Annotated in this window: 24 protein-coding genes and 1 other annotated feature; of the genes, 20 read left to right on the top strand and 4 right to left on the bottom strand. The window is 39.4% G+C overall.

Annotated elements, in window-relative coordinates:
- Positions 1-4 precede the first annotated feature (4 nt).
- The 14 genes from atpD to ELX58_RS06535 all read left to right on the top strand — a co-directional run bounded on the left by atpD (position 5) and on the right by ELX58_RS06535 (position 11,274).
- Positions 5-1,408: a F0F1 ATP synthase subunit beta gene (gene atpD / locus ELX58_RS06600; protein WP_133442331.1), complete on the top strand. Its 1,404-nt coding sequence runs from the start codon at positions 5-7 to the stop codon at positions 1,406-1,408.
- Positions 1,409-1,421: 13 nt separating this feature from the next.
- Positions 1,422-1,841 carry a F0F1 ATP synthase subunit epsilon gene (locus ELX58_RS06595; RefSeq protein ID WP_133442330.1) on the top strand — a complete coding sequence of 140 codons (420 nt, stop codon included), beginning with the start codon at positions 1,422-1,424 and terminating at the stop codon, positions 1,839-1,841.
- 101 nt (positions 1,842-1,942) lie between these two features.
- Positions 1,943-2,173, top strand: a complete 231-nt coding sequence (locus ELX58_RS06590; protein ID WP_133442329.1) for a DUF1146 family protein — start codon at positions 1,943-1,945, stop codon at positions 2,171-2,173.
- Positions 2,174-2,311: 138 nt separating this feature from the next.
- Positions 2,312-3,301 carry a rod shape-determining protein gene (gene mreB / locus ELX58_RS06585; RefSeq protein WP_133442328.1) on the top strand — a complete coding sequence of 330 codons (990 nt, stop codon included), beginning with the start codon at positions 2,312-2,314 and terminating at the stop codon, positions 3,299-3,301.
- Between the two features lie 24 nt (positions 3,302-3,325).
- Positions 3,326-3,601 carry a membrane protein insertion efficiency factor YidD gene (gene yidD / locus ELX58_RS06580; protein ID WP_133442327.1) on the top strand — a complete coding sequence of 92 codons (276 nt, stop codon included), beginning with the start codon at positions 3,326-3,328 and terminating at the stop codon, positions 3,599-3,601.
- 28 nt (positions 3,602-3,629) lie between these two features.
- On the top strand, positions 3,630-3,854 hold the full coding sequence (locus tag ELX58_RS06575) for a DUF2969 family protein (RefSeq protein ID WP_162614672.1): 225 nt from the start codon (positions 3,630-3,632) through the stop codon (positions 3,852-3,854).
- Positions 3,855-3,914: 60 nt separating this feature from the next.
- Positions 3,915-5,120: an FtsW/RodA/SpoVE family cell cycle protein gene (locus tag ELX58_RS06570; RefSeq protein ID WP_133442325.1), complete on the top strand. Its 1,206-nt coding sequence runs from the start codon at positions 3,915-3,917 to the stop codon at positions 5,118-5,120.
- 81 nt (positions 5,121-5,201) lie between these two features.
- Positions 5,202-6,227 carry a methionine ABC transporter ATP-binding protein gene (locus tag ELX58_RS06565; RefSeq protein WP_133442324.1) on the top strand — a complete coding sequence of 342 codons (1,026 nt, stop codon included), beginning with the start codon at positions 5,202-5,204 and terminating at the stop codon, positions 6,225-6,227.
- Positions 6,220-6,912 (top strand): methionine ABC transporter permease, encoded by a 693-nt coding sequence (locus ELX58_RS06560; RefSeq protein WP_133442323.1) that lies wholly within the window; start codon positions 6,220-6,222, stop codon positions 6,910-6,912. Before ELX58_RS06565 ends, ELX58_RS06560 begins: the two co-directional genes overlap by 8 nt.
- Positions 6,913-6,929: 17 nt before the next feature.
- Positions 6,930-7,748, top strand: a complete 819-nt coding sequence (locus ELX58_RS06555) for a MetQ/NlpA family ABC transporter substrate-binding protein (RefSeq protein ID WP_133442322.1) — start codon at positions 6,930-6,932, stop codon at positions 7,746-7,748.
- 11 nt (positions 7,749-7,759) lie between these two features.
- Positions 7,760-8,614, top strand: coding sequence for an SPFH domain-containing protein (locus ELX58_RS06550; protein ID WP_133442321.1), 855 nt, complete (start codon positions 7,760-7,762; stop codon positions 8,612-8,614).
- 41 nt (positions 8,615-8,655) lie between these two features.
- Positions 8,656-9,765, top strand: coding sequence for a D-alanine--D-alanine ligase family protein (locus tag ELX58_RS06545; protein WP_133442320.1), 1,110 nt, complete (start codon positions 8,656-8,658; stop codon positions 9,763-9,765).
- Positions 9,766-9,915: 150 nt separating this feature from the next.
- Positions 9,916-10,440, top strand: coding sequence for a DNA-3-methyladenine glycosylase I (locus ELX58_RS06540; protein WP_162614671.1), 525 nt, complete (start codon positions 9,916-9,918; stop codon positions 10,438-10,440).
- An 18-nt stretch (positions 10,441-10,458) separates the two neighbouring features.
- Complete coding sequence (locus tag ELX58_RS06535; protein ID WP_133442318.1) at positions 10,459-11,274, top strand: helix-turn-helix domain-containing protein; 816 nt, start codon at positions 10,459-10,461, stop codon at positions 11,272-11,274.
- Positions 11,275-11,342: 68 nt separating this feature from the next.
- On the opposite strand, the gene ELX58_RS06530 is transcribed toward ELX58_RS06535, so the two are convergent.
- From ELX58_RS06530 to rpsD, 4 genes are all read right to left on the bottom strand, one after another.
- Positions 11,343-11,777 carry a universal stress protein gene (locus tag ELX58_RS06530; RefSeq protein WP_133442317.1) on the bottom strand — a complete coding sequence of 145 codons (435 nt, stop codon included), beginning with the start codon at positions 11,775-11,777 and terminating at the stop codon, positions 11,343-11,345.
- A 71-nt stretch (positions 11,778-11,848) separates the two neighbouring features.
- Complete coding sequence (locus tag ELX58_RS06525; protein ID WP_133442316.1) at positions 11,849-12,139, bottom strand: hypothetical protein; 291 nt, start codon at positions 12,137-12,139, stop codon at positions 11,849-11,851.
- Positions 12,140-12,154: 15 nt separating this feature from the next.
- Positions 12,155-12,643 (bottom strand): YueI family protein, encoded by a 489-nt coding sequence (locus ELX58_RS06520; protein ID WP_133442315.1) that lies wholly within the window; start codon positions 12,641-12,643, stop codon positions 12,155-12,157.
- 92 nt (positions 12,644-12,735) lie between these two features.
- Positions 12,736-13,344 (bottom strand): 30S ribosomal protein S4, encoded by a 609-nt coding sequence (gene rpsD / locus ELX58_RS06515; RefSeq protein ID WP_133442314.1) that lies wholly within the window; start codon positions 13,342-13,344, stop codon positions 12,736-12,738.
- A 349-nt stretch (positions 13,345-13,693) separates the two neighbouring features.
- Here rpsD and ezrA point away from each other — a divergent pair, with 349 nt between their 5' ends.
- The 6 genes from ezrA to ELX58_RS06485 all read left to right on the top strand — a co-directional run bounded on the left by ezrA (position 13,694) and on the right by ELX58_RS06485 (position 23,167).
- A complete protein-coding gene (gene ezrA, locus ELX58_RS06510) occupies positions 13,694-15,394 on the top strand; it encodes a septation ring formation regulator EzrA (protein ID WP_133442313.1) in 1,701 nt (566 codons plus the stop codon).
- A gap of 11 nt (positions 15,395-15,405) precedes the next feature.
- Positions 15,406-16,551, top strand: a complete 1,146-nt coding sequence (locus tag ELX58_RS06505; RefSeq protein ID WP_133442312.1) for a cysteine desulfurase family protein — start codon at positions 15,406-15,408, stop codon at positions 16,549-16,551.
- Between the two features lie 19 nt (positions 16,552-16,570).
- A complete protein-coding gene (thiI, locus tag ELX58_RS06500) occupies positions 16,571-17,797 on the top strand; it encodes a tRNA uracil 4-sulfurtransferase ThiI (protein ID WP_133442311.1) in 1,227 nt (408 codons plus the stop codon).
- A 40-nt stretch (positions 17,798-17,837) separates the two neighbouring features.
- Positions 17,838-18,052, top strand: a binding site (T-box leader).
- A 72-nt stretch (positions 18,053-18,124) separates the two neighbouring features.
- Positions 18,125-20,785, top strand: a complete 2,661-nt coding sequence (locus ELX58_RS06495; RefSeq protein WP_133442310.1) for a valine--tRNA ligase — start codon at positions 18,125-18,127, stop codon at positions 20,783-20,785.
- 11 nt (positions 20,786-20,796) lie between these two features.
- On the top strand, positions 20,797-22,119 hold the full coding sequence (locus tag ELX58_RS06490; protein WP_133442309.1) for a bifunctional folylpolyglutamate synthase/dihydrofolate synthase: 1,323 nt from the start codon (positions 20,797-20,799) through the stop codon (positions 22,117-22,119).
- Positions 22,120-22,159: 40 nt separating this feature from the next.
- Positions 22,160-23,167, top strand: a complete 1,008-nt coding sequence (locus ELX58_RS06485; RefSeq protein WP_133442308.1) for a rod shape-determining protein — start codon at positions 22,160-22,162, stop codon at positions 23,165-23,167.
- Positions 23,168-23,199 lie beyond the last annotated feature (32 nt).

The following is a 23,199-nucleotide window of genomic DNA, read 5'->3' as shown; positions in this document are numbered from 1 at the left end:
CGCAATGAACACTGGTAAAGTTACACAAATCATTGGACCAGTTGTCGACGCTGAATTCCCTGAATCTAAAGTACCTGATATTAACGATGCCCTAGAAATTGTTCGTAAAGGGCAGGATAACTTAGTTATTGAAGTAATGCTGGAATTAGGTAATGGATCAGTTCGATGCATCGCCATGGACGGAACTAATGGTTTACGTCGTGGTATGAAGGTCATTGATACTGAATCATCGATTTCCGTTCCGGTTGGTACCGATACTTTAGGTCGAGTCTTTAACGTTTTAGGTCAACCCATTGACGGTGGACCTAAGTTTGGTCCCAATGCAAAACGTTGGCCAATTCATCGACACGCACCTGCATATGATAAGTTAACTACTTCCGCACAGGTTCTAGAAACTGGTATTAAAGTTATCGATTTATTAGAACCATACGTTCGTGGTGGTAAAGTTGGCTTGTTCGGTGGTGCCGGTGTTGGTAAAACCACTATTATTGAAGAATTAATTCATAACATTGCCCAAGGTCATAACGGTATTTCAGTCTTCACCGGCGTTGGTGAACGTGTTCGTGAAGGTAATGAAATGTACTTCGGTATGAAGAAATCCGGAGTATTAAAGAAGACCGCCATGGTCTATGGCCAAATGAACGAGCCGCCTGGTGCACGTATGCGTGTTGCCTTGACCGGATTAACCATTGCCGAATACTTCCGTGATGCAATGGGTAAAGATGTTCTATTATTTATTGATAATATCTTCAGATTTACTCAAGCCGGAATGGAAGTATCAGCATTGTTAGGTCGTATTCCATCTGCCGTTGGTTATCAACCGACGTTAGCTACTGAAATGGGTCAGTTACAAGAACGTATTACTTCGACCAAGAAAGGTGCTATTACATCTATTCAAGCCGTTTACGTTCCTGCCGATGATTACACCGACCCAGCACCAGCAACTACATTTGCCCACTTGGATGCCACGACTAACTTAACCCGTTCATTGGTTCAGGAAGGTATTTATCCAGCCGTTGATCCGTTGGCTTCAACATCATCGGCTATGAGTCCGGAAATCGTTGGTAAAGAACATTATGAAGTTGCCAACGAAGTTAAGCATGTCTTACAGCGTTACCATGAATTACAAGATATCATTTCCATTTTAGGTATGGATGAATTATCTGACGCTGAAAAGAAGACCGTTAGCCGAGCTCGTCGAATTCAGTTCTTCCTGTCTCAACCATTCTATGTCGCTACTCAGTTTACTGGCTTAAAAGGTCGCTACGTTCCTGTTAAGGAAACGGTTAAGGATTGTAAGGCAATCTTAGAAGGTAAGTATGATAAGATCCCTGAAGATTGCTTCCGTAACTGTGGTTCCATCAAGGATGTAGTTGACAAATATCATAAGTTACAGCAAAGCAAGTAAGGAGGGGCTCTAAATGGCTGATAAATCTGTATTGACCATTAGTATCGTTACTCCTGACGGTGAAAGATACAACCGGCAAGATGTTAAAATGATCGTTCTTGATACCAAGAGTGGTCAGTTAGGAATTATGCCGGACCATGCTCCGATAATTGCTTCGCTTGAAGTTAATGAAGTAAAGGTCGAATACGATGGGAAGACGGATAAGGTTGCCGTTAACGGTGGCTTTGTTGAATTTTCTCATAACGTAGCAACGATCGTTGCCAACAGTGCCGAGAAACAAAGCGATATTAATGTACCACGGGCTCAGAGAGCTCAAAAGCGTGCCCAAGCTAATATCAAAAAGGCCAAAGCAGCTCACGATAAAGAAACGTTGGATGCTGAAGAACTTGCCCTACGACGAGCCATCAACAGAATCTACGTTGCTAAACATTAATTTGAACTGTTAATATTTATGATCTTAAGCTTTGTAGAAGTGATCAGCTTTTACAAAGCTTATTTTGTTTTTTAGATTAATTTTGAAAGGCGGCAGATAAAGTGCAATTAGTTGGAATTAGTTCGTTAGTTACTATCATTAGTCATTTATTCTTCGTTAGTGTTGCCTTTTGGGCCATTCAGAGTACACATGTCGAGAAGTATCTGCATATGCCGATGATGCCTGGGAAGGTACTAATAGTCTTAGTATCGGTCCTCTTAGGATTTACTTGCAGTGAATTCTTCTTATCAGTGATTAATAACATTCATAATTTAATTTTCATGTTTAAGTAAGTTCACTAATCACTGATTTTTAGTTAATCACGGCCTAGTATGTTATAATTACTACCTGGAATTGTAGATTTAAACAATCTATATAAATTAATTTTAAAAATTATAAATAAGAAATAAATTTCAGGAGGAACTGTCCGAATGGCAAAAGATATTGGAATCGATTTAGGAACTGCTAACGTTCTTATTTATGTTGTTGGAAAAGGAATTGTCTTAAATGAACCTTCAGTAGTTGCGGTTAACACCCATAGTGGGAATGTATTAGCTGTCGGATCTGAAGCTTATCGGATGGTTGGTAGAACTCCTAATAACATCAGAGCAATTAGGCCGTTAAAGAATGGTGTCATTTCAGACTTTGATGCCACTGAAAAAATGTTATCTTACTTCATTGATAAGTTAGATGTTAAGGGCTTTATCTCTAAGCCTCGTACCATGATCTGTGCACCAACGGGCATCACTAATATCGAAAAGAAAGCCATTGTCCAAGCCGCTGAAAAATCTGGTGGTGGCAAGGTATACTTAGAAGAAGAACCTAAGGTTGCTGCTATCGGTGCCGGAATGAATATCTTCCAGCCCCGTGGTAACATGGTTATCGATATGGGTGGTGGTACTAGTGACATCGCTGTACTATCACTTGGTGATATCGTTCAGAGTAAGTCTATCCGGGTTGCCGGTGATAAGATGAACGCTGATATCGTTGACTACATCAAGAATAAGCATAATTTAATCATTGGTACTCATACTGCTGAAAAGATTAAGATTCAGATTGGTGCCGCCACTAAGTTACCTGCTGAAGACGTTAAGACGATGACCGTTCGTGGTCGTGACGCCATCAGTAGTATGCCAAAATCAGTTACCATTAACAGTAACGAAATTGCTGAAGCATTAAAGAGCACCGTTGATAAGATTATCAGTGCCTCTAAAGATGTTTTAGAAGTAATTCCGCCTGAATTAGCTTCGGATATTGTTGACCGTGGCGTAATGCTAACCGGTGGTGGTGCCTTATTACGAGGTATCGATAAGGTTATTTCAAATGCTTTAACGGTTCCCGTCATTGTATCTGAAAGCCCGTTAGAAAACGTGGCCAAAGGTGCTGGTGCTTTATTGGAGCACATGAATCATAATAAATAATTAATTGCGAAGGAAAATGAGTTGATGAAACGTTTCTTAGAAAGCTTAGTCGTTTTTTATCAGAAATGTATTTCACCTTTATTTCCACCGCATTGTCGTTACTACCCGACATGTTCAAATTACATGTTAACGGCAATTAAAAAACATGGGTGCATATTAGGAACGATTATGGGGATTGCTCGAATTCTACGGTGCCAGCCGTTAGTTCGTGGTGGTTATGACCCAGTTCCCGATAAATTTACTATTTTTCGAAATCGACGGGCTGAAAAAGAGTACCGTCATAAGATGCATTTAGATTAAAATCATCTGGTTGAAAGGAAGGTTATGCGTGGCAAAGCGTACCAAGAGAGTTCGAGCTCGACTAGATTCCGCAAAGGATGTTAATGGTAATAAGATGGCCATTTTACGAATTGGCAAAAATACAATTGGTGAAATCCAAACAATCGACGATCATTTAGCAGCTCGTTCTAACAAAGGAAAGATCTTTCATGTTAAAAACATTAGCGAAGGCTTGGAAGATCTGTTAAGCGAATACCATTTACATAAAAAGTAAATTACTTTCGATATTAAAAATGGTTTCAAGTTACCTAAAGATTAAACGAGGGGCTAATTTATGTTCGGTAAGTACATTCAAAGCTCAAACGATAACAGTAATCGAATCAACTGGGGTATTATCTTCAGTATATTAATGCTTGCGATTATTGGCATGGTCGCCATATTCGTTGCGGTTAGTCATGATTCTACTGCGACCAGTATTACTCATGCGTTACTTCCGCAATTTCTGTGGTATATCATTGGTGGAATTGCAATGGTTATCATCATGCAGTTCGATTCAGAACAATTGTGGAAATTGACGCCATATGCATACGGGTTCGGTATCTTTCTATTGACCGCTGTTTTAATTTTCTACAGTCGTTCATATGCGGTTCAGACCGGTGCTAAAAACTGGTTCCAGATTGGTCCATTAACGTTTCAACCATCTGAAGTTATGAAGCCAGCATATATTTTGATGTTAGCTAAGGTTTCGGTTGAACATAATAATAAATGCCCACGGCATACTGTTAAAACCGATTGGTTACTAATTGGTAAACTGTTTCTTTGGGTATTACCCATCACCATTCTATTGAAGTTACAAAATGATTTTGGGACGATCCTAGTCTTTTACGCCATTTTAGCCGGCGTGATTGTCGTATCTGGAGTTACTTGGAAGATTATTATTCCAACATTTGCAGCAGTTGCTGCGTTAGGTGGGACTGCGCTGGCGTTAGTTGCCACTACGTTTGGTAAAGAGATACTGGGTCATTTAGGCTTTCAAGCGTATCAATTTGCCCGTGTTAATACGTGGTTAAACCCTTCACAGAATACTTCTAATCAAGGCTATCAATTATGGCAAAGTATTAAAGCCGTTGGCTCCGGTGGAATTACTGGAACCGGATTTAACGTTTCCCACGTTTACGTTCCAGTTCGTGAATCAGACATGATCTTTTCCGTAATTGGTGAAAATTTTGGCTTTATCGGTGGCTGTATTCTGATTTTGTTATACTTCTTACTGATTTACCAAATGGTCAAAGTTACTTTCCAGACGAGAAACGTCTTTTACGCCTATATTTCAACTGGTGTAATCATGATGATTCTCTTCCATGTTTTTGAAAATATTGGGATGAGTATTGGTCTATTGCCATTAACTGGGATTCCGTTACCATTCGTCAGTCAAGGTGGTTCCGCTTTGATTGGTAATATGATGGGGATTGGCCTAATAATGTCGATGCAATATCACAATACTGATTACCTATTTAGTAACGATCGTAAATTTTCTTAATTTTAAAATTTAACAGATGAATAATAAGAGCTTTTCATCACTGAAGATGGGAAGCTCTTTTTATAAAAGGATTTGAGGTTAATGATTAATTTTCGTGACGTGACAAAGAAATACCAGGTTAAAACTGGCACGTTAGTTGCTGTAAATCACGCCAATTTAACGATTCAAGACGGTGAAATTTACGGAATTATCGGTTATTCCGGAGCCGGCAAAAGTACCCTGGTCAAGATGTTAAACGGTTTAGAGAAGCCAACCAGTGGAGACGTTGAAGTTAACGGGAAGAATATAGCTAATTTAAATCGTTCGCAATTACGGGAACAACGCCAAAGAATTGGGACGATTTTCCAGCATTTTAATTTGCTTTGGTCCCGAACCATTATCGGCAACGTAATGTTACCGATGGAAATTGCCGGAGTTGCCAAAGCTAAAAGAAAAAAGCGAGCCATAAAACTATTGAAGCTGGTTGGGTTAGCTAATCGAGCCCATGATTATCCATCTGAACTATCAGGCGGTCAAAAGCAACGGGTTGGTATTGCTCGTGCGTTAGCAAATTCACCACAGATTTTGATTTCTGACGAAGCCACCAGTGCTTTAGATCCTGACACCACTGATCAAATTTTAGAGCTATTACTAAAAATTAATCATCAGATGGGTCTAACCATTATTCTAATCACCCACGAAATGCATGCCGTTCGAAAAATTGCTAACCGGGTGGCAGTTATGGATAGTGGCTCGATTGTTGAAAAGGGACCCGTTGTCGACGTCTTTAATCATCCTAAGCGAGCCATTACGAAGCGTTTTGTTACCCAAACGACTTCTGATACGCATGAAGTTCAGTCGACCATCCAGCAGTTAATTAAGAAGGATCCGCATAGTTCCATCGTTAAACTGAAATTTACCGGCGGTCAGTCAAGAAAACCGGTTGTGTCCAGGATTATTCGTCAATTTCCACAACTTAAACTCAGTATTATTGGTGGGAATATTGAACCGGTCCGTGACAGTATTATTGGTTATTTGACGATTCAATTATCAGGAATTGATGAAAAAAGAGCTTTAAACCATTTTCAACACATGAAGATTGAAACGGAGGTCGTTTATCGTGGGTAATCAAGGACTTTCATCATATTTTAACTTCAGTACGGTTAACTGGCACGATATGTATGCCGCAACGTGGCAGACGATTTGGATGACGTTAGTATCAATGATTTTGGTAATTGTAATCGGGATTATTTTGGGTTTGATTCTGTTTGAATCAAGTCAGCGTTCTGGGATTTGGTGCAAGGTTCTCAACTGGATCGTATCTTTTCTGGTCAACGTTTTTCGATCCATTCCGTACATCATTTTGATTGTCTTACTGTTACCGATCACCAAGAATTTGGTCGGCACCATCATTGGGCCACAAGCCGCATTGCCGTCGTTGATTATTTCAGCGGCCCCGTTTTACGCTCGAATGGTTGAATCGGATTTTCATGAAATTGATCATGGCGTAATTGATGCCGTTAAATCAATGGGTGCTAATAACTGGGACTTGATTTGGAAAGTTATTTTACCGGAAAGTACTCCAGCATTAATATCAGGAGCCACCGTAACCACGATTTCTCTAATTTCATATACAGCAATGGCTGGTGCCATCGGTGCTGGTGGCTTAGGTAACCTTGCTTATTTAGATGGTTTTCAATCAAATAATAACAGTGTTACCCTGGTTGCTACGATCATCATTCTGATCTTCGTCTTCATCGTTCAGTTTCTTGGTGATTTCTTCGCTCGTCATACGGACAAGCGAGAATTATAGAAAGTGGGCGATAGACTATGAAGAAATTTTCCTTTTTTGTTGGGATTGTCGTTTTATTTATTGCGTTACTATTAATCGGACCTAACACCAGACCGCCCAAGAATACGTTAGTAATTGGTGCTTCCAATATTCCGCATGCCCAGATCCTACGTCATGTTGAGCCACAATTGAGACGGAAAGGCGTTAAGTTAGACATTAAGGTCTTTCAAGATTACGTAATGCCAAATCGAGCTCTTCAGGGAAAGGAACTGGACGCTAATTATTTCCAGACGATTGCCTTTCTTAACCAATGGAACCGTCAAAATCATACTCACTTGGTAAACTGTGGGTCAGTCCATTTGGAACCGATTGCAATTTATTCTAAAAAAGTTCATAAATTAAGCCAACTAAGACCTCATTCTAAAATTTTAGTTAGTAGCAACGCCCCAGACTATGGCCGAATTCTACAATTATTTTCACAGGCCCATTTGATTAAGGTCAAAAGTGGTATTCCTTTAGATCAGGCCAACTTTGATGATATTATTAAGAACCCACGGCATTTGATCTTTAAGCACAGTTATGAACCGAAGTTATTGCCCGAAATCTATAAAAATGGTGAAGGTGATGCCGTTGCGATCAACTCTAATTATGCGGTTCAAAGTGGTTTAAATCCAAAACGCGATTCAATTGCGTACGAAAAACCAGCCCGTAATTCGCCTTACAACAACATCATCGCCACCAGAAAGAGTGAGCGGCATAACCCGAAGATCGAAAAACTGCTTAAGGCTTTACATTCAAAGGCAACTCGGCGATGGATACGAAAGAAATACAAGAGCGGAGTTGTTCCAGTTAAATAGGGGGTTCTAATATGAAAGAGAAAATTGCTTTTCACGTCAATGGTTACGTTGGTTTGATCGTTGCCATCTTACTGGCTTTAGTTAGTATCGTGGCGGTAATTAGTAAGTCCGTTTCGGGAATTGCTTTTGGAACGCTCGGTTTAATCATTGCGTTTGTGATTGCAAGTTCATTGACCGTTATTCAGCCGAATGAAGCTAAAGTATTGACGTTTTTTGGCCGTTATATTGGAACGATCAGGGATGCTGGGTTGTTTGTCACGGTTCCGTTAACGAATAAAACACCGGTTTCCTTACGGGTCCGTAACTTTAATAGTCAGATTATTAAAGTTAATGATCAGCAGGGAAACCCCGTTGAAATTTCTGCGGTAATCGTGTACAAAGTCGTTGATACCGCCCAGGCCTTATTTAACGTTGAAGATTATGAACACTTTATTGCTGTTCAGAGTGAGTCGGCCATCCGTCATGTTTCGGGTGAATATCCATATGATTCATTTGATAACCCGCACGCAAAGACGCTTCGCGGTAATTCGGCCGACGTCTCACATGAATTGACGGTTGAATTACAGGATCGTTTAAAGATTGCTGGCTTAAAGATTATTGAAACCAGAATCAATCATTTGGCTTACGCAACGGAGATTGCCAGTGCAATGTTACAGCGCCAACAGGCGAGTGCCATTCTGTCAGCCCGTAAGATCATCGTTAAGGGTGCCGTTTCAATTGCTGAAAGTGCAATTGACGAGCTAGAAAAAGAGGGTCATCATAAGCTATCGCCAGCCCATGAAGATCAGATGTTAAATAATTTATTGGTGTCGATTATTAACGAACGTGGAACACAAAACGTCATTAATACTGACGACATCAAGTGATAGTGATATACTTATTAAACAGGTGAAAGGAGCGGTGTTAAATGAACCGTAAATTGCACGTTGCTTTGTTATTTGGTGGTAATTCGTCAGAACATGATGTTTCTAAGCGATCCGCCCGTAATATTTATGACGCGATGGATAAGAACAAATATCGAGTAAGTTTATTTTTAATGACCAGAGACATGATTATTTTGGATGATCATGATTCTAGAGAAGTGTTATTGAATGATGTTCCAGAAGCCAAATATGCTAAGAAAGCTAAGGATAATTTAGATCGTCATAACCCGTTTGCCAATATTGCAAATCTTGGTAAATGTAAGGATATTGACGTCTTCTTCCCGATGATTCATGGTAATTTAGGTGAAGATGGGACAATTCAAGGTCTCTTTAGATTATTACAAATTCCATACGTGGGCAGTGGAATTTTACCGTCAGCTATGGCTTTTGATAAAGACGTAACTAAAAAGATCCTAACTTATTATGGTATTCGTAATACTAAATACATATTATTAACACCAGATAATTATAAAAAGTGGAGTTTTGATGCTTTAAGCAAGAAGCTTGGAAATTTAATATTCCTGAAGCCTGCTAATCAGGGTTCATCCGTTGGTATTCATCAGGTTCATAATGAAGATGAATATGAAAAAGGCTTAAAGGATGCTTTCCGTTACGATTACAAGATCTTAGCTGAGCAAGCAATTAAAGGTCCCGAAGAATACGAAATTTCCATTTTAGGTAATGAACATCCGAAGGCATCCCAAGTTGGTGCGATTCGAGTACCAAAGCATGATAAATTTTACACTTACGAAAATAAGTTTGTTAATGCAAGTGGCGTTAAATTTGAAATTCCTGCTAAGATGTCTGAAAAATTAGCTAAGGAAATCACTAAGATGGGTCTAGCTACATATAAAGCTCTTCAGTTAAAAGGCATGGCTAGAATTGACTTCTTGGTTTCTAAAGATGGAACCCCATACGTTGGTGAAGCTAACACGTTACCAGGTTTTACTAACATTAGTCTTTACCCGCAGTTATGGAAAGCTCAAGGGCTTAGCTATTCTAAATTGATTGATAAGTTAATCAAGTTAGCCTTTGCTGAATTTAAGCATCGTTCAAAGTTACACCATGACTTTATTCCGCTAAAACAGAAGTAAAATTAATTTAAAAATTTACACATAAAACGACGTTTAATTATTAAACCAAAAATTTAATAATTAAGCGCTTTTTTTACGTATTTATAAGTGAAAGAGATGATTAATATTAAAAATTTAGAGCGATGTTCGTGGGCTAATCGGGATCCACTTTTGCAACAATATCATGACCAAGAATGGGGCGTCCCCGAATATAACGAACAGCAATTGTTTGCGCTACTGTCGTTAGAGATTTTCCAAGCGGGACTCCAGTGGAAATTAATCTTGCAGAAACGGGATGCCATTTATCAAGCTTTTGATAATTTTGATTATTCAAAAGTAGCCAGGTATTCGGGAGCCGATTTAAAACGTTTGCTAAATAATAAGAAAATAATTCGGAATCGATTAAAGATTAAGGCGATTATTTCCAATGCTAAAAGATTAGTTAAATTGCATCATGCGGGAATTACACTCCGCCATTTAACTTGGTCGCCTGTAAATAATACGCCGTTGGATCATCTAATTGTGAATAATAATGAACCCTTGGATTATTCCAAATTTATTGAACCGTTTCTGATAAAATTTCGTTATTATCAATTCAAACGAATTGGACCGAAAACTTTATATTCGTATTTACAAGCCGTTGGTGTGGTTAACGATCATTTAACCAAATGTTTCCGACATTCACAGATTTCTTAAATAATTAGGTGAAAGTTCATGAAAGTCTCTGGAAAAATAATTAAACATCACCGTATCAATTCCGGACTATCACAGTACCAGTTAGCTGACGGGATATGCGCGCAAGCGACCATTAGTTTAATTGAAAACCGGAACAGTTGTCCTAAGTTGGGAATTTTAGCGCGAATTGGTCAACGTTTGAACATTCCGATTCATTCCGTTATCAGGCCATCGATTAATTTAGTCGATGTTGAAGAAGCCATTTTGCAAGACAAATATCAAAAAGCTAAACGACAATTATCACGAATTCCAGTCCATAAATTTAAGGTCCATCATCAAATGCCACAATATTTCTGTTATCAGGGGCTCCTTTCGTACATAAATGATGATGATCGCGATGCGTTATATTATTTTCATAAAACGGTTATTCAAAACTTTAGTCCGATTAATAAATACTATCGAGTTTGGGCTAATCTTGGGATTAGCTGTGTTTACTTCAAGCAGAAAGATTATGTTAAATCACTGGAATTTGCGAAGGTTGCTAAACAACACTTAAACTTTGATGTCGCTACTAAGATTCATCAGCGGGTAAGGCTATTCATTGTCTTACGATTAAAATTAGCTAAATTATTCTATCAATTAAAAGCGTTTAAGATCTCAAATGCCGTTTGTTTTCAGACGATTAGTGATTCAGCTAAAATTCATTCAATGTATAAATTAAGGGATGTCTATACACAGATCAGCCAAAATTATCTAGGCTTAAATCAACCTAGTAATGCTGAATCAGCAAAACGCCAAGCACACGCTTTTCATCATGTTTACCAACATCCAGAGTCGTTGCCATCTCAAATTTAGGCAAAATTAAAGGGCCATTTCACGTTAAATCGTGGAACGGTCCTTTTAAGATCTCTTAAAATGTTAAATTATTTTCTAACTAGTAACGTGTCACAAGGTGCGGCATGAGATACATATGCGGCAACGGAACCGATCAGTACTCGTTCAACAGTGGTTAAACCATTAGCACCCATGATAATTAAATCGATATGCCAACGTTTAGTCATTTGATGAGAAATGATCGTCTTTGGTGAACCAAATTCAATGGAGTAATCGACGTTTAAACCGGCCTTTTTAGCAACGGCTTGATACTTATCAAGTGATTTTTTGGTGTCCTTTGTCAATTGATCAATTGTGGATTCATCAACACTTGAAATGTTATCAAAAGCCCGGGTATCGATGACGTTAACTAAATGAAGATTAGCGTGGTTAGCTTTGGCGACAGTCATAGCTCGTTTAAAAGCTAGTTTAGCGTTTTTAGAACCATCGATTGGGACTAAAATTTGTTGGTAATTAGTTGTCATATTTATCACCTTACTAACAATTATTTTAGCCGCCTTTCGAAGATAAGCAAATATTTAAGCGCTTACATTGCCTAGGACTTAGGAATGAACTTACTAATGCAAAGGTAAAATGCAGTGACCGCAATACAACCGATTATCAGAGCAATACATATATAAATCGTGTTTTGGGTCAAAATCGTGATTAATGAAATGATCCCGACAATGATGAACGTAATGCCGAAATTCTTAACGACACTGCCAATTAGATGATGGTCAGACGTTTTAAAGATTAGAAACGTCTTATGACGGTGCATAAATAAAAAGGTCCCGATGCCTAAAAGCAATAGGGTGAAAATAATCATTAAGATATTAATTGCTAACATGGATATTCCTTCTCGTTAAAATAACTTCTTTAATTTAGTCCACAGTGATGATTTGCTTTTTGAACTTTTTGGTGACTGAGAACTACCCTTATGATTATCCGTTTTAGCTGGATATTTCTGCATGACGTTGACGGGGTATTGATTAATGGCGTTGTGATGGGATGCATATATTAATCCGTAATCCTGACTTCGGGTCCAGTAAAATGAATCGGTCCGCATCGTAAAGTCGATATTATGCTGACTAGCATAGGCTAAGTAGGGCATCGTCAGGTTTTGTGTTAGATTACCGTTAATGATTAGTAAATATTTAGGGTGGGCTTCAAGGTCCTTTTTAAAGCCGTTAAACGCATTTTGAGATTTTAAATCACTGATTTTAATGGCTAAAGAAACCCGTTCTCGAAAGGTCCCTAAATATTTACGTTGTTCATCAGGGTTGATCTTAGGTGTCCCGTTGATGGTTCGATCTAAGCGATCGTTTACGGAATTCGTGGGAGTATCACTCATGAAAAAGACTCCTTTTTAAATTGGGTTATAAAAAAAGTGCTTCGTAAAAGCGAAGCACTTAATTATATTTCTATAAACATTAGTGACATTAATTAGAGTAACTTGTTGTAGTATTCAACAACTAATGCATCGTTGATGTTAGAGTTAAGTTCGTCAGGTTGTGGTAAACGAGTTAACTTACCTTCTAATTTCTTAGCATCGAATGATACGTAAGGTGGACGACCAACGACGGCTTTGACGGCGTCCTTGATGACCTTCATGTTCTGAGACTTCTTACGAACACCGATTACTTGGCCAACTTTGACTTCGTAAGAAGGAATGTCAACACGTTTGTTATCTACGGTAATGTGACCGTGGTTAACTAATTGACGAGCTTGACGACGAGTAGTGGCTAAACCTAAACGGTAAACCATGTTATCTAAACGGCGTTCAAGTAAAATCATGAAGTTATCACCATGACGACCGGTCTTAATACGTCCGGCTCTAACGAATAAGTTAGAGAATTGACGTTCGCTTAAGCCGTACATGTAACGTAACTTTTGCTTTTCACGTAACTGCATGCCGTATTCGGATAACTTCTGACGACGGCCATTACCATGATCTCCTGGTGCGTATGGTCGACGAGATAATTCTTTACCAGTACCTGATAAGGAAATTCCCAAACGACGGGAAATTCGCCAACTAGGACCTGTGTATCTCATTAAAAATTCCTCCAATTAAAAATTTGGAGTAAAATAATTTAGTTATGTACTTAGTATTCGTGCATATTGATCTGAACGTTCACCTCAGCAGCCGGAGGGTTACTAATCAAACTTCATGCGTACCAATATGTTGACGAGCTTACCGTACATTGCTGCATTATTTTACACACTTATTATAATATCTTGATTGTAATTCGTTGTCAAAGTGGAGTCGTTTCTTAGGTTCTGATTTGTGTGATTTATCCTGATTTATAGGCCAATAGCCAATTGTTTATGATATAATTTACATTGGTTCTCATATTTCATTGTTAAATGACCTAAAATACTAATCAAGGATGGGATAAAAATCATGCTAGGCATATTAATAGCAATTATTGTGATTGTTGGTGTGGCTTATTTAGCTGTCGTAATCTATCAACATTTATTGCTTCAAAAAGTTCGCTTGGTTGAAAAGAAAAATAAAAACATCCAGGGTGAATCATTACGGAAAGCTTTAGAAAAAGTTGGTAGAACTAAATTATCCGGTAAATCTTTGGAACAGTTTCAGGATGATAGAGATCGGTATCACGAAATTCATGACAAATCATTTGACGTTGTCGATCGCTTAATTCAGGATATCGAACGTGATTCACGAAGTCTTAATTTTTTAAAGACTCGCCAGGAATATCTCCATGCTAATCGGGTCGTTCGTGAAATCACGACATCCATTAAAGACATCAAATCCAATTTAGGTCAGTTATCAAAATTATCCCAGCATCAGCACAAAGCCTTGGTTAGTTATAATGATAAGCTCCGTAAGATCCACAAGAGTTTATTAACCAAGAACTATATTTATGGGCCTAGCGTAAATAAAATTCAGGATTATTTAGACTATGTAAAAAGTCTCTACAATAATTTTGTTAAGTTAGCTGAAAATGGGGACCACGATTCAGCAGAAGAAGCGTTAAAAAAGCTGGAAACTAACACCAGCACCTTGAGCCTTTATATGAAGTCCGTCCCAGCTTTATATAAAGATTTAGCAACCATTTATCCAAAGCAAGTCTCTGAAATCAAGCATGGCTTAAGCTATATGCTTAATTCAGGTTATCAATTTCCTGAACAGGATTTAAAGGGTGCTGTTAAGTATGTTGAAGCAAAAGTTAAAAAAACCGTTGGCATATTAAAGGGCCTCAATATTAACCAGGTTAAAAGTAACTGTCATCAGATCGAAACGATGATCAACCAGCTATATGATGCCATGGCGAGAGAAATTAAGGCTAAACGCCAGGTTAATAACGATGTTGATGTTATTTCCGAATACATCGAACATGCCCAGAAACAGAACTACGTCTTGATGACGGAGCTTCGTCGCTTATCTCAAAACTATGATTTAAATCATAATGAAATTCAGACGACTAAGAAATTGAGTCATCAATTAGCCCATATCGATGCTGTTCATCATAAGGATATGGACGCTATGGCCAGTAACAGCGTAATCTATTCTGATGCATTAGATCATCAGAAAAAGGCTGAAAAGCAGTTGGGTAACATCGAAACCCAGCAACGAAAGATTAACGATTCGGTTTATGATTTAAACCGTGAAGAATCAAGCGCCCGCGATAGCATCAGTAAATTTGGCTTGACCTTACATAATATTAATCGAAAGGTTAGTCGTTTGAATTTACCTGGGCTACCAAAGAGTTATATTGATTACTACAACATCGTCTTTAATGAGATGAAGCATCTTTCTGATAAGATCAATCAAGTTAAGATCAGTATGGATGACATTAATAAACGTCTAGTTACGATTCGAACTGACATGAGCAAACTACGTGAAAAGACGAATGATTTGATTGACGATGCTGCATTATCTGAACAGTTAATGCAGTATTCAAATCGTTATCGCAATTCATACGCCAACGTGGCCCATGCTAATAAAGAAGCTCGTGCCTTATTTGAAAATGAATATAATTATCATGACAGTTTAAGCACTATATCTAGTGCAATCGACAAGGTTGAACCAGGGGCTTCCAAACGAATTGAAAAAGAATATTACAAGCATAATAAGTAAGGAGTCGTTACATGATTTATTTTGATAACAGTGCTACCACCAAGATAAATCCAGATGCACTTAAAACGTATGATATCGTTAGTGATAAAATTTGGGGTAATCCATCTAGTTTACATGATTTCGGTGCTGAAGCGCATAGTTTATTAAACCAGTCACGTCAACAGATTGCTGATTTACTACACGTCAAGCCAAGTGAAATCCTGTTTACTAGTGGTGGCAGTGAAGGTGATAACTGGGCCATCAAAGGTACAGCTCTCGCTAAACGAAAATTCGGTAATCACATTATTACGACTTCCGTTGAACATGCGGCCGTATATAATTCAATGCATACCCTAGAGAAATTGGGCTTTGACGTCACATATTTACCAGTTGATAAGTACGGTCGCATTTCAATTACTGATTTGAAGAACGCAATTCGTCCAACCACGATTTTGGTATCGGTAATGGCGATTAATAATGAAATTGGTACTATTGAACCCATTAAAGAAATTGCTCAATTACTAAAGCATTACCCAAAGATTAATTTCCATGTTGATGCTGTTCAAGCCGTTGGTAAAGGCCTTGAAAAACAGATCTTTAATGGTCGAACTGATTTTGCAGCAGTTTCTGGTCATAAATTCCATGCACCACGTGGAACGGGCTTTATCTACGCTCGTCATGGCCGTCGGTTTGCTCCATTAATCGATGGCGGTGGTCAAGAATTTGGCATGCGCAGTGGTACCGAAAACTTACCAGGGATTGCTGCAATGGCTAAAGCACTCCGTCTTGATATGCAGGATGAACCAAAAAAGATTGCTCATCAGCGTCAGGTCAAGAGCGTAATTTATAATCACGTCAAGAAATTTCCAAAGGTTCAGGTATTTTCTAAGAATGATGATACCTTTGCACCGCATATTTTGTGCTTTGCAATCAAGGGTGTCCGTGGTGAAACCGTAGTTCATGCTTTTGAAAAGTACGGAATTTACATTTCGACCACCAGTGCATGTTCTTCACAGAACGGTGCTCCATCCCACACGTTAAGTGCAATGAAGGTTCCAGAAACGATTTCACGAAGCGCAATTCGAATTTCATTAAGCGATCAAAATACCGTTGCTGAAGCCAAACGCTTTAATCAAGTTTTCAATAAATTATATCAGCAATTCAGTAAGTTAAGCTAAGAAAGAAAGGACGAACTCAATGCAATACACTGAGATCATGGTGCGTTACGGTGAATTGTCCACCAAGCATAAAAATCGAAGCGATTTTATTCGACAATTAGGCAAAAACGTCCAGCATGCTCTGCATAGCTTTAAAAATGTGGACGTTAGCGCTCAATGGGACCGACTTCACGTCCGTTTAAACGGTGATGATCCAGTTAAAGTTATGGATCATTTAAAGGGTGTCTTTGGAATTGAAAACTTTTCACCCGTCGTTCGAGTTGACAATCATAAGAATCTCGACAAAGCTAAAAAAGTTGCCGTTGCGATGGTTAAGAAATTATACCATGGCGACGGAACGACGTTTAAGATCAGTACTAAGCGTCAGGACAAGAAGTTCCCGCTTGATACTTATGGCGTTAATGATGCTTTAGGAAGTACCGTCATTAAGCATTTCCCAAAGATTAAAGCCAAAATGAAGAACCCCGACATTGTAGTTCGTTGTGAAGTTCGAACTAACGGAATCTTCTTAATGACCGAAACCATTCCTGGTGCCGGTGGCTTACCAGTTGGTACTGGGGGTCGTGCTACTTTGATGTTATCAGGTGGAATTGATTCACCAGTTGCCACGTATCTAGCCATGAAACGTGGTGTTAGAGTGGACATGGTTCATTTCTACAGTCCGCCGTACACCAGTAAACAGGCTTTAAATAAGGCTAAAGAACTGACGGCTAATTTAGCTAAATACTGTGGTCACATTAACTTTATTCAGGTCCCGTTTACCAAGATTCAGGAAGAAATTAAGGAAAAGGTTCCTGAAGGTTACCTGATGACAATTCAGCGTCGAATGATGTATCGATTAGCTGCGGCAGTTACGATTCAGCGTCACGAAAGTGGGATCTTCAATGGTGAATCATTAGGTCAGGTTGCATCCCAGACCTTGGAAAGCATGGTCGCCATTAACGACGTCACGACACTACCCGTTCTTCGCCCGTTATTATCAATGGATAAGAACCAGATCATCGCGATTGCCAAGAAATTAGGAACCTACAAATTATCGATTTTGCCTTATGAAGACTGCTGCACGATCTTTACGCCGCCGTCTCCTAAGACTAAGCCAAATCTTGAAAAATCACGTGAATACGAAAAGTTAATTGATGTTAAAGGCTTAACGAAACAGGCTTTAGCTAATGCTAAAGTCACTGAGATTCATCCTGATGATGAATTCTTGGATTCGCAAAAGAAAATCTTTTCTCAGTTGCTTTAATCTATTTGACGCTACACAGGATATTAGCTATTATTTAATTATAAATACTAAGAGCAAGTCAGTAATTTTAGCTAAATTTAATACAGGGAAAGAGCGCTAATGAGAAGCCCTTAATTAGCTAGAGTGAACGTAGCTTGTGAGTAGATGGACTGAACAGAGTAGGCCTGTCCGATCAACGATCGTTAAACGAAATTAAGTGGGATTATGATAAATAATCTAAAATAGGTGGTACCGCGGAAGCACTTCGTCCTATCGTTAGTTAGGAAGAAGTGCTTTTTTGTTTGGTAATATTAATTTTTGATTTAAATATAATGAGGTGAATTTCATATGAGAAACGTTAACATGTCAACGAAATTTAACCCAAACGAAGTTGAAGCTGGTATGTACAAGAAATGGCTTAAGGAAGGAATCTTTAAGCCGAGTGGTAATCAGAAGGCTAAGCCGTATTCAATCGTATTACCACCGCCGAACGTTACCGGTAAGCTTCATTTAGGTCATGCTTGGGATACAACATTACAGGATATGTTGATCCGTCAGAAACGAATGCAAGGTTATGACACTCTCTGGTTACCAGGGATGGATCATGCTGGTATCGCTACGCAGGCTAAAGTTGAAGCTAAAATGCGTAAGAAGGGAATTTCCCGTTACGACTTAGGTCGTAAGAAAGAAATCGCTCTGATTTGGAAATGGAAAGATCATTACGCAGCTACAATTAAAAAGCAATGGGCTAAGTTAGGCCTTTCATTAGATTACAGCCGTGAACGATTTACCCTGGATGCAGGCTTTAAGAAAGCCGTTCGTAGAGTCTTCGTTCAGTTATATAAGGAAGGCTTAATCTACCGTGGTAAATACATCATTAACTGGGACCCGATGGCTCGAACCGCTTTATCAGATATTGAAGTTACTTATCACAATGATAAGGGTGCCTTCTATCACGTTAAATATCCATTTGCTGACGATACCAAGTTCCATGGCCATAACTACATTGAAATTGCGACTACCCGTCCAGAAACCATGTTTGGTGATACTGCCGTTGCGGTTAATCCTCATGATGAACGTTATAAGAACATCGTTGGTAAGTACGTTGTCGTACCGTTAGTTGGCCGTAAGATTCCGATCGTTGCTGATCAGCATGCTGACCCTAAGTTTGGGACCGGGATGGTTAAGATTACGCCGGCCCATGATCCAAATGACTTCCAGGTTGGTAAACGTCATCACTTAGCACAAATCAATACCATGAACGAAGACGCAACCATGAACGCTAACGCCGGAAAATACGAAGGTTTAACTCGTTTCCAGGCTCGTAAAGCCATGGTTAACGATTTAAAAAAAGAAAACAAGATTATCAAGATCGTACCAATCGTCCATGCCGTTGGTCATTCATCTCGAACCGGTGTTCAGGTTGAAGCTCGTCTTTCAACTCAATGGTTCGTTCGTATGAAGCCGTTAGCTAAACGCGCTATGGAAAATCAAAAGACTAGTAACCGTGTTGACTTCGTTCCAAAGCGTTTCGAACATACCTTTATGCAGTGGATGGGCAACATTCATGATTGGTGTATTTCACGTCAGTTATGGTGGGGCCACCGAATTCCTGCTTGGTATAACAAGAAGACTGGTAAGGTTTACGTTGGTGAACATGCACCGAAAGACCCTGAAAACTGGAAACAAGATCCAGACGTCTTAGATACGTGGTTCTCAAGTGCCTTATGGCCATTCGTAACCATGGGCTGGCCTGATACTAACGCCCATGATTACAAGCGTTACTTCCCAACCAATACGTTAGTTACTGGTTACGACATCATCTTCTTCTGGGTATCACGCATGATTTTCCAGAGTTTACACTTCACTGGTAAGCGACCGTTCAAACATGTATTATTACATGGTTTGATTCGTGATGAACACGGTGTCAAGATGAGTAAATCCCTTGGTAACGGGATCGATCCGATGGACGTCATCAAGAAGTACGGTGCCGATGCATTACGTTGGTTCTTATCTAACGGAACTACCGAAGGTCAGGATATTAAGTTCAGTTACAAGAAGATGGACTCAGCCTGGAACTTCGTTAACAAGATCTGGAACGCTAGCCGTTACGTCATCATGAACTTAGGTGACATGAAGAAGCCAGTCTTACCACCGCGTGATCAGATGAACTTAGCTGATCGATGGATCTTAAGTCGCTTAAACCACGTTGTTAATCACATCACTGCACAGTATGACAAGTTCAACTTCGGTGAAGCCGGTCGTTGCATTTATGACTTCATCTGGGATGACTTCTGTGACTGGTACATTGAAATGAGTAAAGCTGTTTTAACTGGTGACGATGCCCAGGCTAAGAAGAATACTCAGAACGTCTTAGCTTACGTATTGGATCAGACCTTACGTCTATTACAGCCAGTCATGCCATTCGTTACCGAAAAGATCTGGTTAGCAATGCCACATGTTGGTAACGCATTGGCAACAGCTAAGTACCCAGTTGATCATCCTGAATTCAATGATCCACAGGCCGAAAAAGAAATGAGTCGTTTAATCGATTTGATTAAGACCGTTCGTAACATCCGGGCTGAAGTCAATGCCAAGATGTCCAGCAGTGTCAACATCTTAATCAAGACGAATGATCCAACCTTAAAGCAAGTCTTTAAGAAGAACTACGATTACATTCAGCGCTTCTGCCATCCAAAGGAATTCAAAGTTGGCAGTGATGTTCAGGTACCTAAGTTAGCCATGACCAGTGTTATGGATAATGCTCAGGTTAGTATTCCACTGTCCGAGTTAGTTGACATGAAAGCTGAAGTTAAGCGGACTAAGGATCAGATCGATAACTTCACCCATGAAGTTAAACGTTCTGAAAAGATGTTAGCTAACCAGGGCTTTGTAAAGAACGCTCCAAAGAAGTTAGTTGATAACGAAAAAGCTAAGAAAGCCGCTAACTTATCAAAGTTAAATGCCGCTAAGAAACGTTTAGCTACGATTAATAACAGTCAAAAATAAAGAAGGATTTCATGAATACTTATCATGATGCGTTAGCGTTTATCGCGAGTCGTCATAAATTTAAACGAGATCCAACGTTGGATCGAATGCGATTATTCATGAAAAAATTGGGTAATCCGCAAAATAAAATTAAGCACATGATCCATGTAACTGGAACTAACGGGAAGGGATCCGTAGTTACTTTTCTACGAAATCTTTTCCAGCAGTCTGGTTATTCGGTCGGTACTTTTACGTCACCGTATTTAGTGACGTTCAACGAGCGGATTAGTGTTAATGGCAAGCCCGTCAGTAATTCAACAATTCTTCGCCTAGCCAAGGCCGTTGCCCCGGTGGCAGAAGCGTTGGATAAAGCGTTGCCCGATGGTGGTCCAACTGAATTTGAAGTGATCACAGCAATGATGTTCAAATATTTTGCTGAACATCATGCTGACGTTGTGATCGTCGAAGTTGGGATCGGTGGCCGTTATGATTCGACCAACGTTTTAATTCCTGACGTCTCTGCAATTACAACCGTTAGCTGGGATCACATGAAGATCCTGGGTGATACGTTACCTAAGATTGCTTATCAAAAGGCTGGCATTATCAAGCAAGGGAAACCCGTGGTTGCTGGTCGAATTAGTAAAGCTCCGTTAGACGTGATTAAGAAGACGGCTGCTAAAAAACATAGTCATCTATCGATCTTAGGACGAGACTTCTTAATTAAACATCATCAGCCAACGGGCTGGAACGAAATCTTTGATTTTAAATCAAAGGGCTTGAGTTTACATCGGGCTAAGATCCAAATGGTCGGCACCTATGAAATTGATAATGCCGCCGTTGCTGTGGAAACTTATCTTCAGTACTGCCGAGTTAACGGTTTGCATGTTGATCCAAATATTATTCGAAAGGGCCTTGCTGGCACTTTCTGGGCCGGTCGTTTTGAACGGCTTAACGGTTCGCCGATCGTGGTGATTGACGGTGCACACAACGTTCCAGCAATTAAGGCTATTCAGCCGATCCTTAGTAAACGATTTGCGCAACGTGATGTTTACGTAATTTTAGCTATTTTTGCTGATAAACAATATCAGCAAATGGTTAAGATTTTGAGTCAGATTCATAACGTTCACTTGGTGTTAACTGAATTTCACGGTCCAGGTCATCGTGGTGCTGCTGATTTAAAGCCATTAGCTGAAGATGTAAAAGCTAAGCATCCCATTAAATACATCCCAAATTGGAAGCAGGCAATTGTCCAGACAGTTTCCATGATGTCGCAGGATGATGTATTATTAATTACTGGATCCTTATATTTTATATCCAACGTAAGGCCGTTATTTATAAATCAAAAAAATTCTTAAATTTAAACGAGTTAAATGAAGTATGAAGGGATGAATAGTTTTGTTTGGATTTGGAACAAAAAACGTCGGTATCGATTTAGGTACTGCAAACACCATTGTTTATGTTGAAGGCAAGGGGATTGTTCTACGTGAACCGTCCGTAGTTGCCAAAAGTACTAAAACGGGCCACGTCGTTGCCGTTGGTAACGAAGCCCGCGATATGATTGGCCGAACCCCAGCTAGTATTAAAGCCATTCGACCAATGAAGGATGGTGTGATCGCTGATTATGACACCACGGTTGCCATGCTGAAGTACTATATGAATAAGGCTTTAGGTCATGCTGCAGGTCGTCCTTATGTTATGGTTTGTGTACCTAGCAGCGTTACAGCTGTTGAAAAACGAGCCGTAATTGATGCAACTAGAGTTGCCGGAGCTAAAGGTGCTTATGTAATCGAAGAACCATTTGCTGCTGCGATTGGTGCCGGTTTACCGGTTATGGACCCAACTGGTAGCATGGTTGTTGATATTGGTGGTGGTACTACTGATATTGCCACCATTTCTTTAGGCGGAATTGTATCTAGCCAGTCCGTTCGAATTGCTGGTGATAAGTTAAACAGCGCCATTGCTAACTACATTCGTCAGCATTATAACTTATTAATCGGTGAACGAACTGCTGAAAAGATCAAGTGGGATATTGGTTCTGCTTCAATTGAAGACGCTAAGAAGATTGATGACATGACCGTTCGTGGTCGTTATTTATTAACTGGTTTACCAAAGACGACCAAGGTCTCTGCGGTTGACGTTGCTAAAGCAATGCATGAACCCATTGAAGGTATCATTAGTGCCGTTAAAGAAACGTTAGAAGAAACTTCTCCTGAAATTGCTTCCGATGTAATTGACCATGGTATCGTATTGACCGGTGGTGGTGCTTTATTGAAGAACATCGCTGACGTAATTTCCAAGGCAACTCGAGTACCAGTATCAATCGCTAAACATCCAATGGATTGTGTTGCCATTGGTACCGGTAAATCATTGAGTAGTATCAACGCCATTCGTAAACGTAAATAAGCCAGCAACTGGTTTATTGCACATTAAATGAC

Source organism: Acetilactobacillus jinshanensis (assembly GCF_004359375.1).
GTDB classification, from domain to species: domain Bacteria; phylum Bacillota; class Bacilli; order Lactobacillales; family Lactobacillaceae; genus Acetilactobacillus; species Acetilactobacillus jinshanensis.
Note: the sequence above shows the minus strand (reverse complement) of the source record. Positions and strands in the feature narration are given on the sequence as shown.

Coding starts and splice junctions, on each gene's coding strand:
- atpD (WP_133442331.1), top strand. CDS start 5: ATGAACACTGGTAAAGTTACACAAATCATTGGACCAGTTGTCGACGCT.
- ELX58_RS06595 (WP_133442330.1), top strand. CDS start 1,422: ATGGCTGATAAATCTGTATTGACCATTAGTATCGTTACTCCTGACGGT.
- mreB (WP_133442328.1), top strand. CDS start 2,312: ATGGCAAAAGATATTGGAATCGATTTAGGAACTGCTAACGTTCTTATT.
- yidD (WP_133442327.1), top strand. CDS start 3,326: ATGAAACGTTTCTTAGAAAGCTTAGTCGTTTTTTATCAGAAATGTATT.
- ELX58_RS06570 (WP_133442325.1), top strand. CDS start 3,915: ATGTTCGGTAAGTACATTCAAAGCTCAAACGATAACAGTAATCGAATC.
- ELX58_RS06565 (WP_133442324.1), top strand. CDS start 5,202: ATGATTAATTTTCGTGACGTGACAAAGAAATACCAGGTTAAAACTGGC.
- ELX58_RS06555 (WP_133442322.1), top strand. CDS start 6,930: ATGAAGAAATTTTCCTTTTTTGTTGGGATTGTCGTTTTATTTATTGCG.
- ELX58_RS06550 (WP_133442321.1), top strand. CDS start 7,760: ATGAAAGAGAAAATTGCTTTTCACGTCAATGGTTACGTTGGTTTGATC.
- ELX58_RS06545 (WP_133442320.1), top strand. CDS start 8,656: ATGAACCGTAAATTGCACGTTGCTTTGTTATTTGGTGGTAATTCGTCA.
- ELX58_RS06535 (WP_133442318.1), top strand. CDS start 10,459: ATGAAAGTCTCTGGAAAAATAATTAAACATCACCGTATCAATTCCGGA.
- ELX58_RS06530 (WP_133442317.1), bottom strand. CDS start 11,777: ATGACAACTAATTACCAACAAATTTTAGTCCCAATCGATGGTTCTAAA.
- ELX58_RS06525 (WP_133442316.1), bottom strand. CDS start 12,139: ATGTTAGCAATTAATATCTTAATGATTATTTTCACCCTATTGCTTTTA.
- ELX58_RS06520 (WP_133442315.1), bottom strand. CDS start 12,643: ATGAGTGATACTCCCACGAATTCCGTAAACGATCGCTTAGATCGAACC.
- rpsD (WP_133442314.1), bottom strand. CDS start 13,344: ATGAGATACACAGGTCCTAGTTGGCGAATTTCCCGTCGTTTGGGAATT.
- ezrA (WP_133442313.1), top strand. CDS start 13,694: ATGCTAGGCATATTAATAGCAATTATTGTGATTGTTGGTGTGGCTTAT.
- ELX58_RS06505 (WP_133442312.1), top strand. CDS start 15,406: ATGATTTATTTTGATAACAGTGCTACCACCAAGATAAATCCAGATGCA.
- thiI (WP_133442311.1), top strand. CDS start 16,571: ATGCAATACACTGAGATCATGGTGCGTTACGGTGAATTGTCCACCAAG.
- ELX58_RS06495 (WP_133442310.1), top strand. CDS start 18,125: ATGAGAAACGTTAACATGTCAACGAAATTTAACCCAAACGAAGTTGAA.
- ELX58_RS06490 (WP_133442309.1), top strand. CDS start 20,797: ATGAATACTTATCATGATGCGTTAGCGTTTATCGCGAGTCGTCATAAA.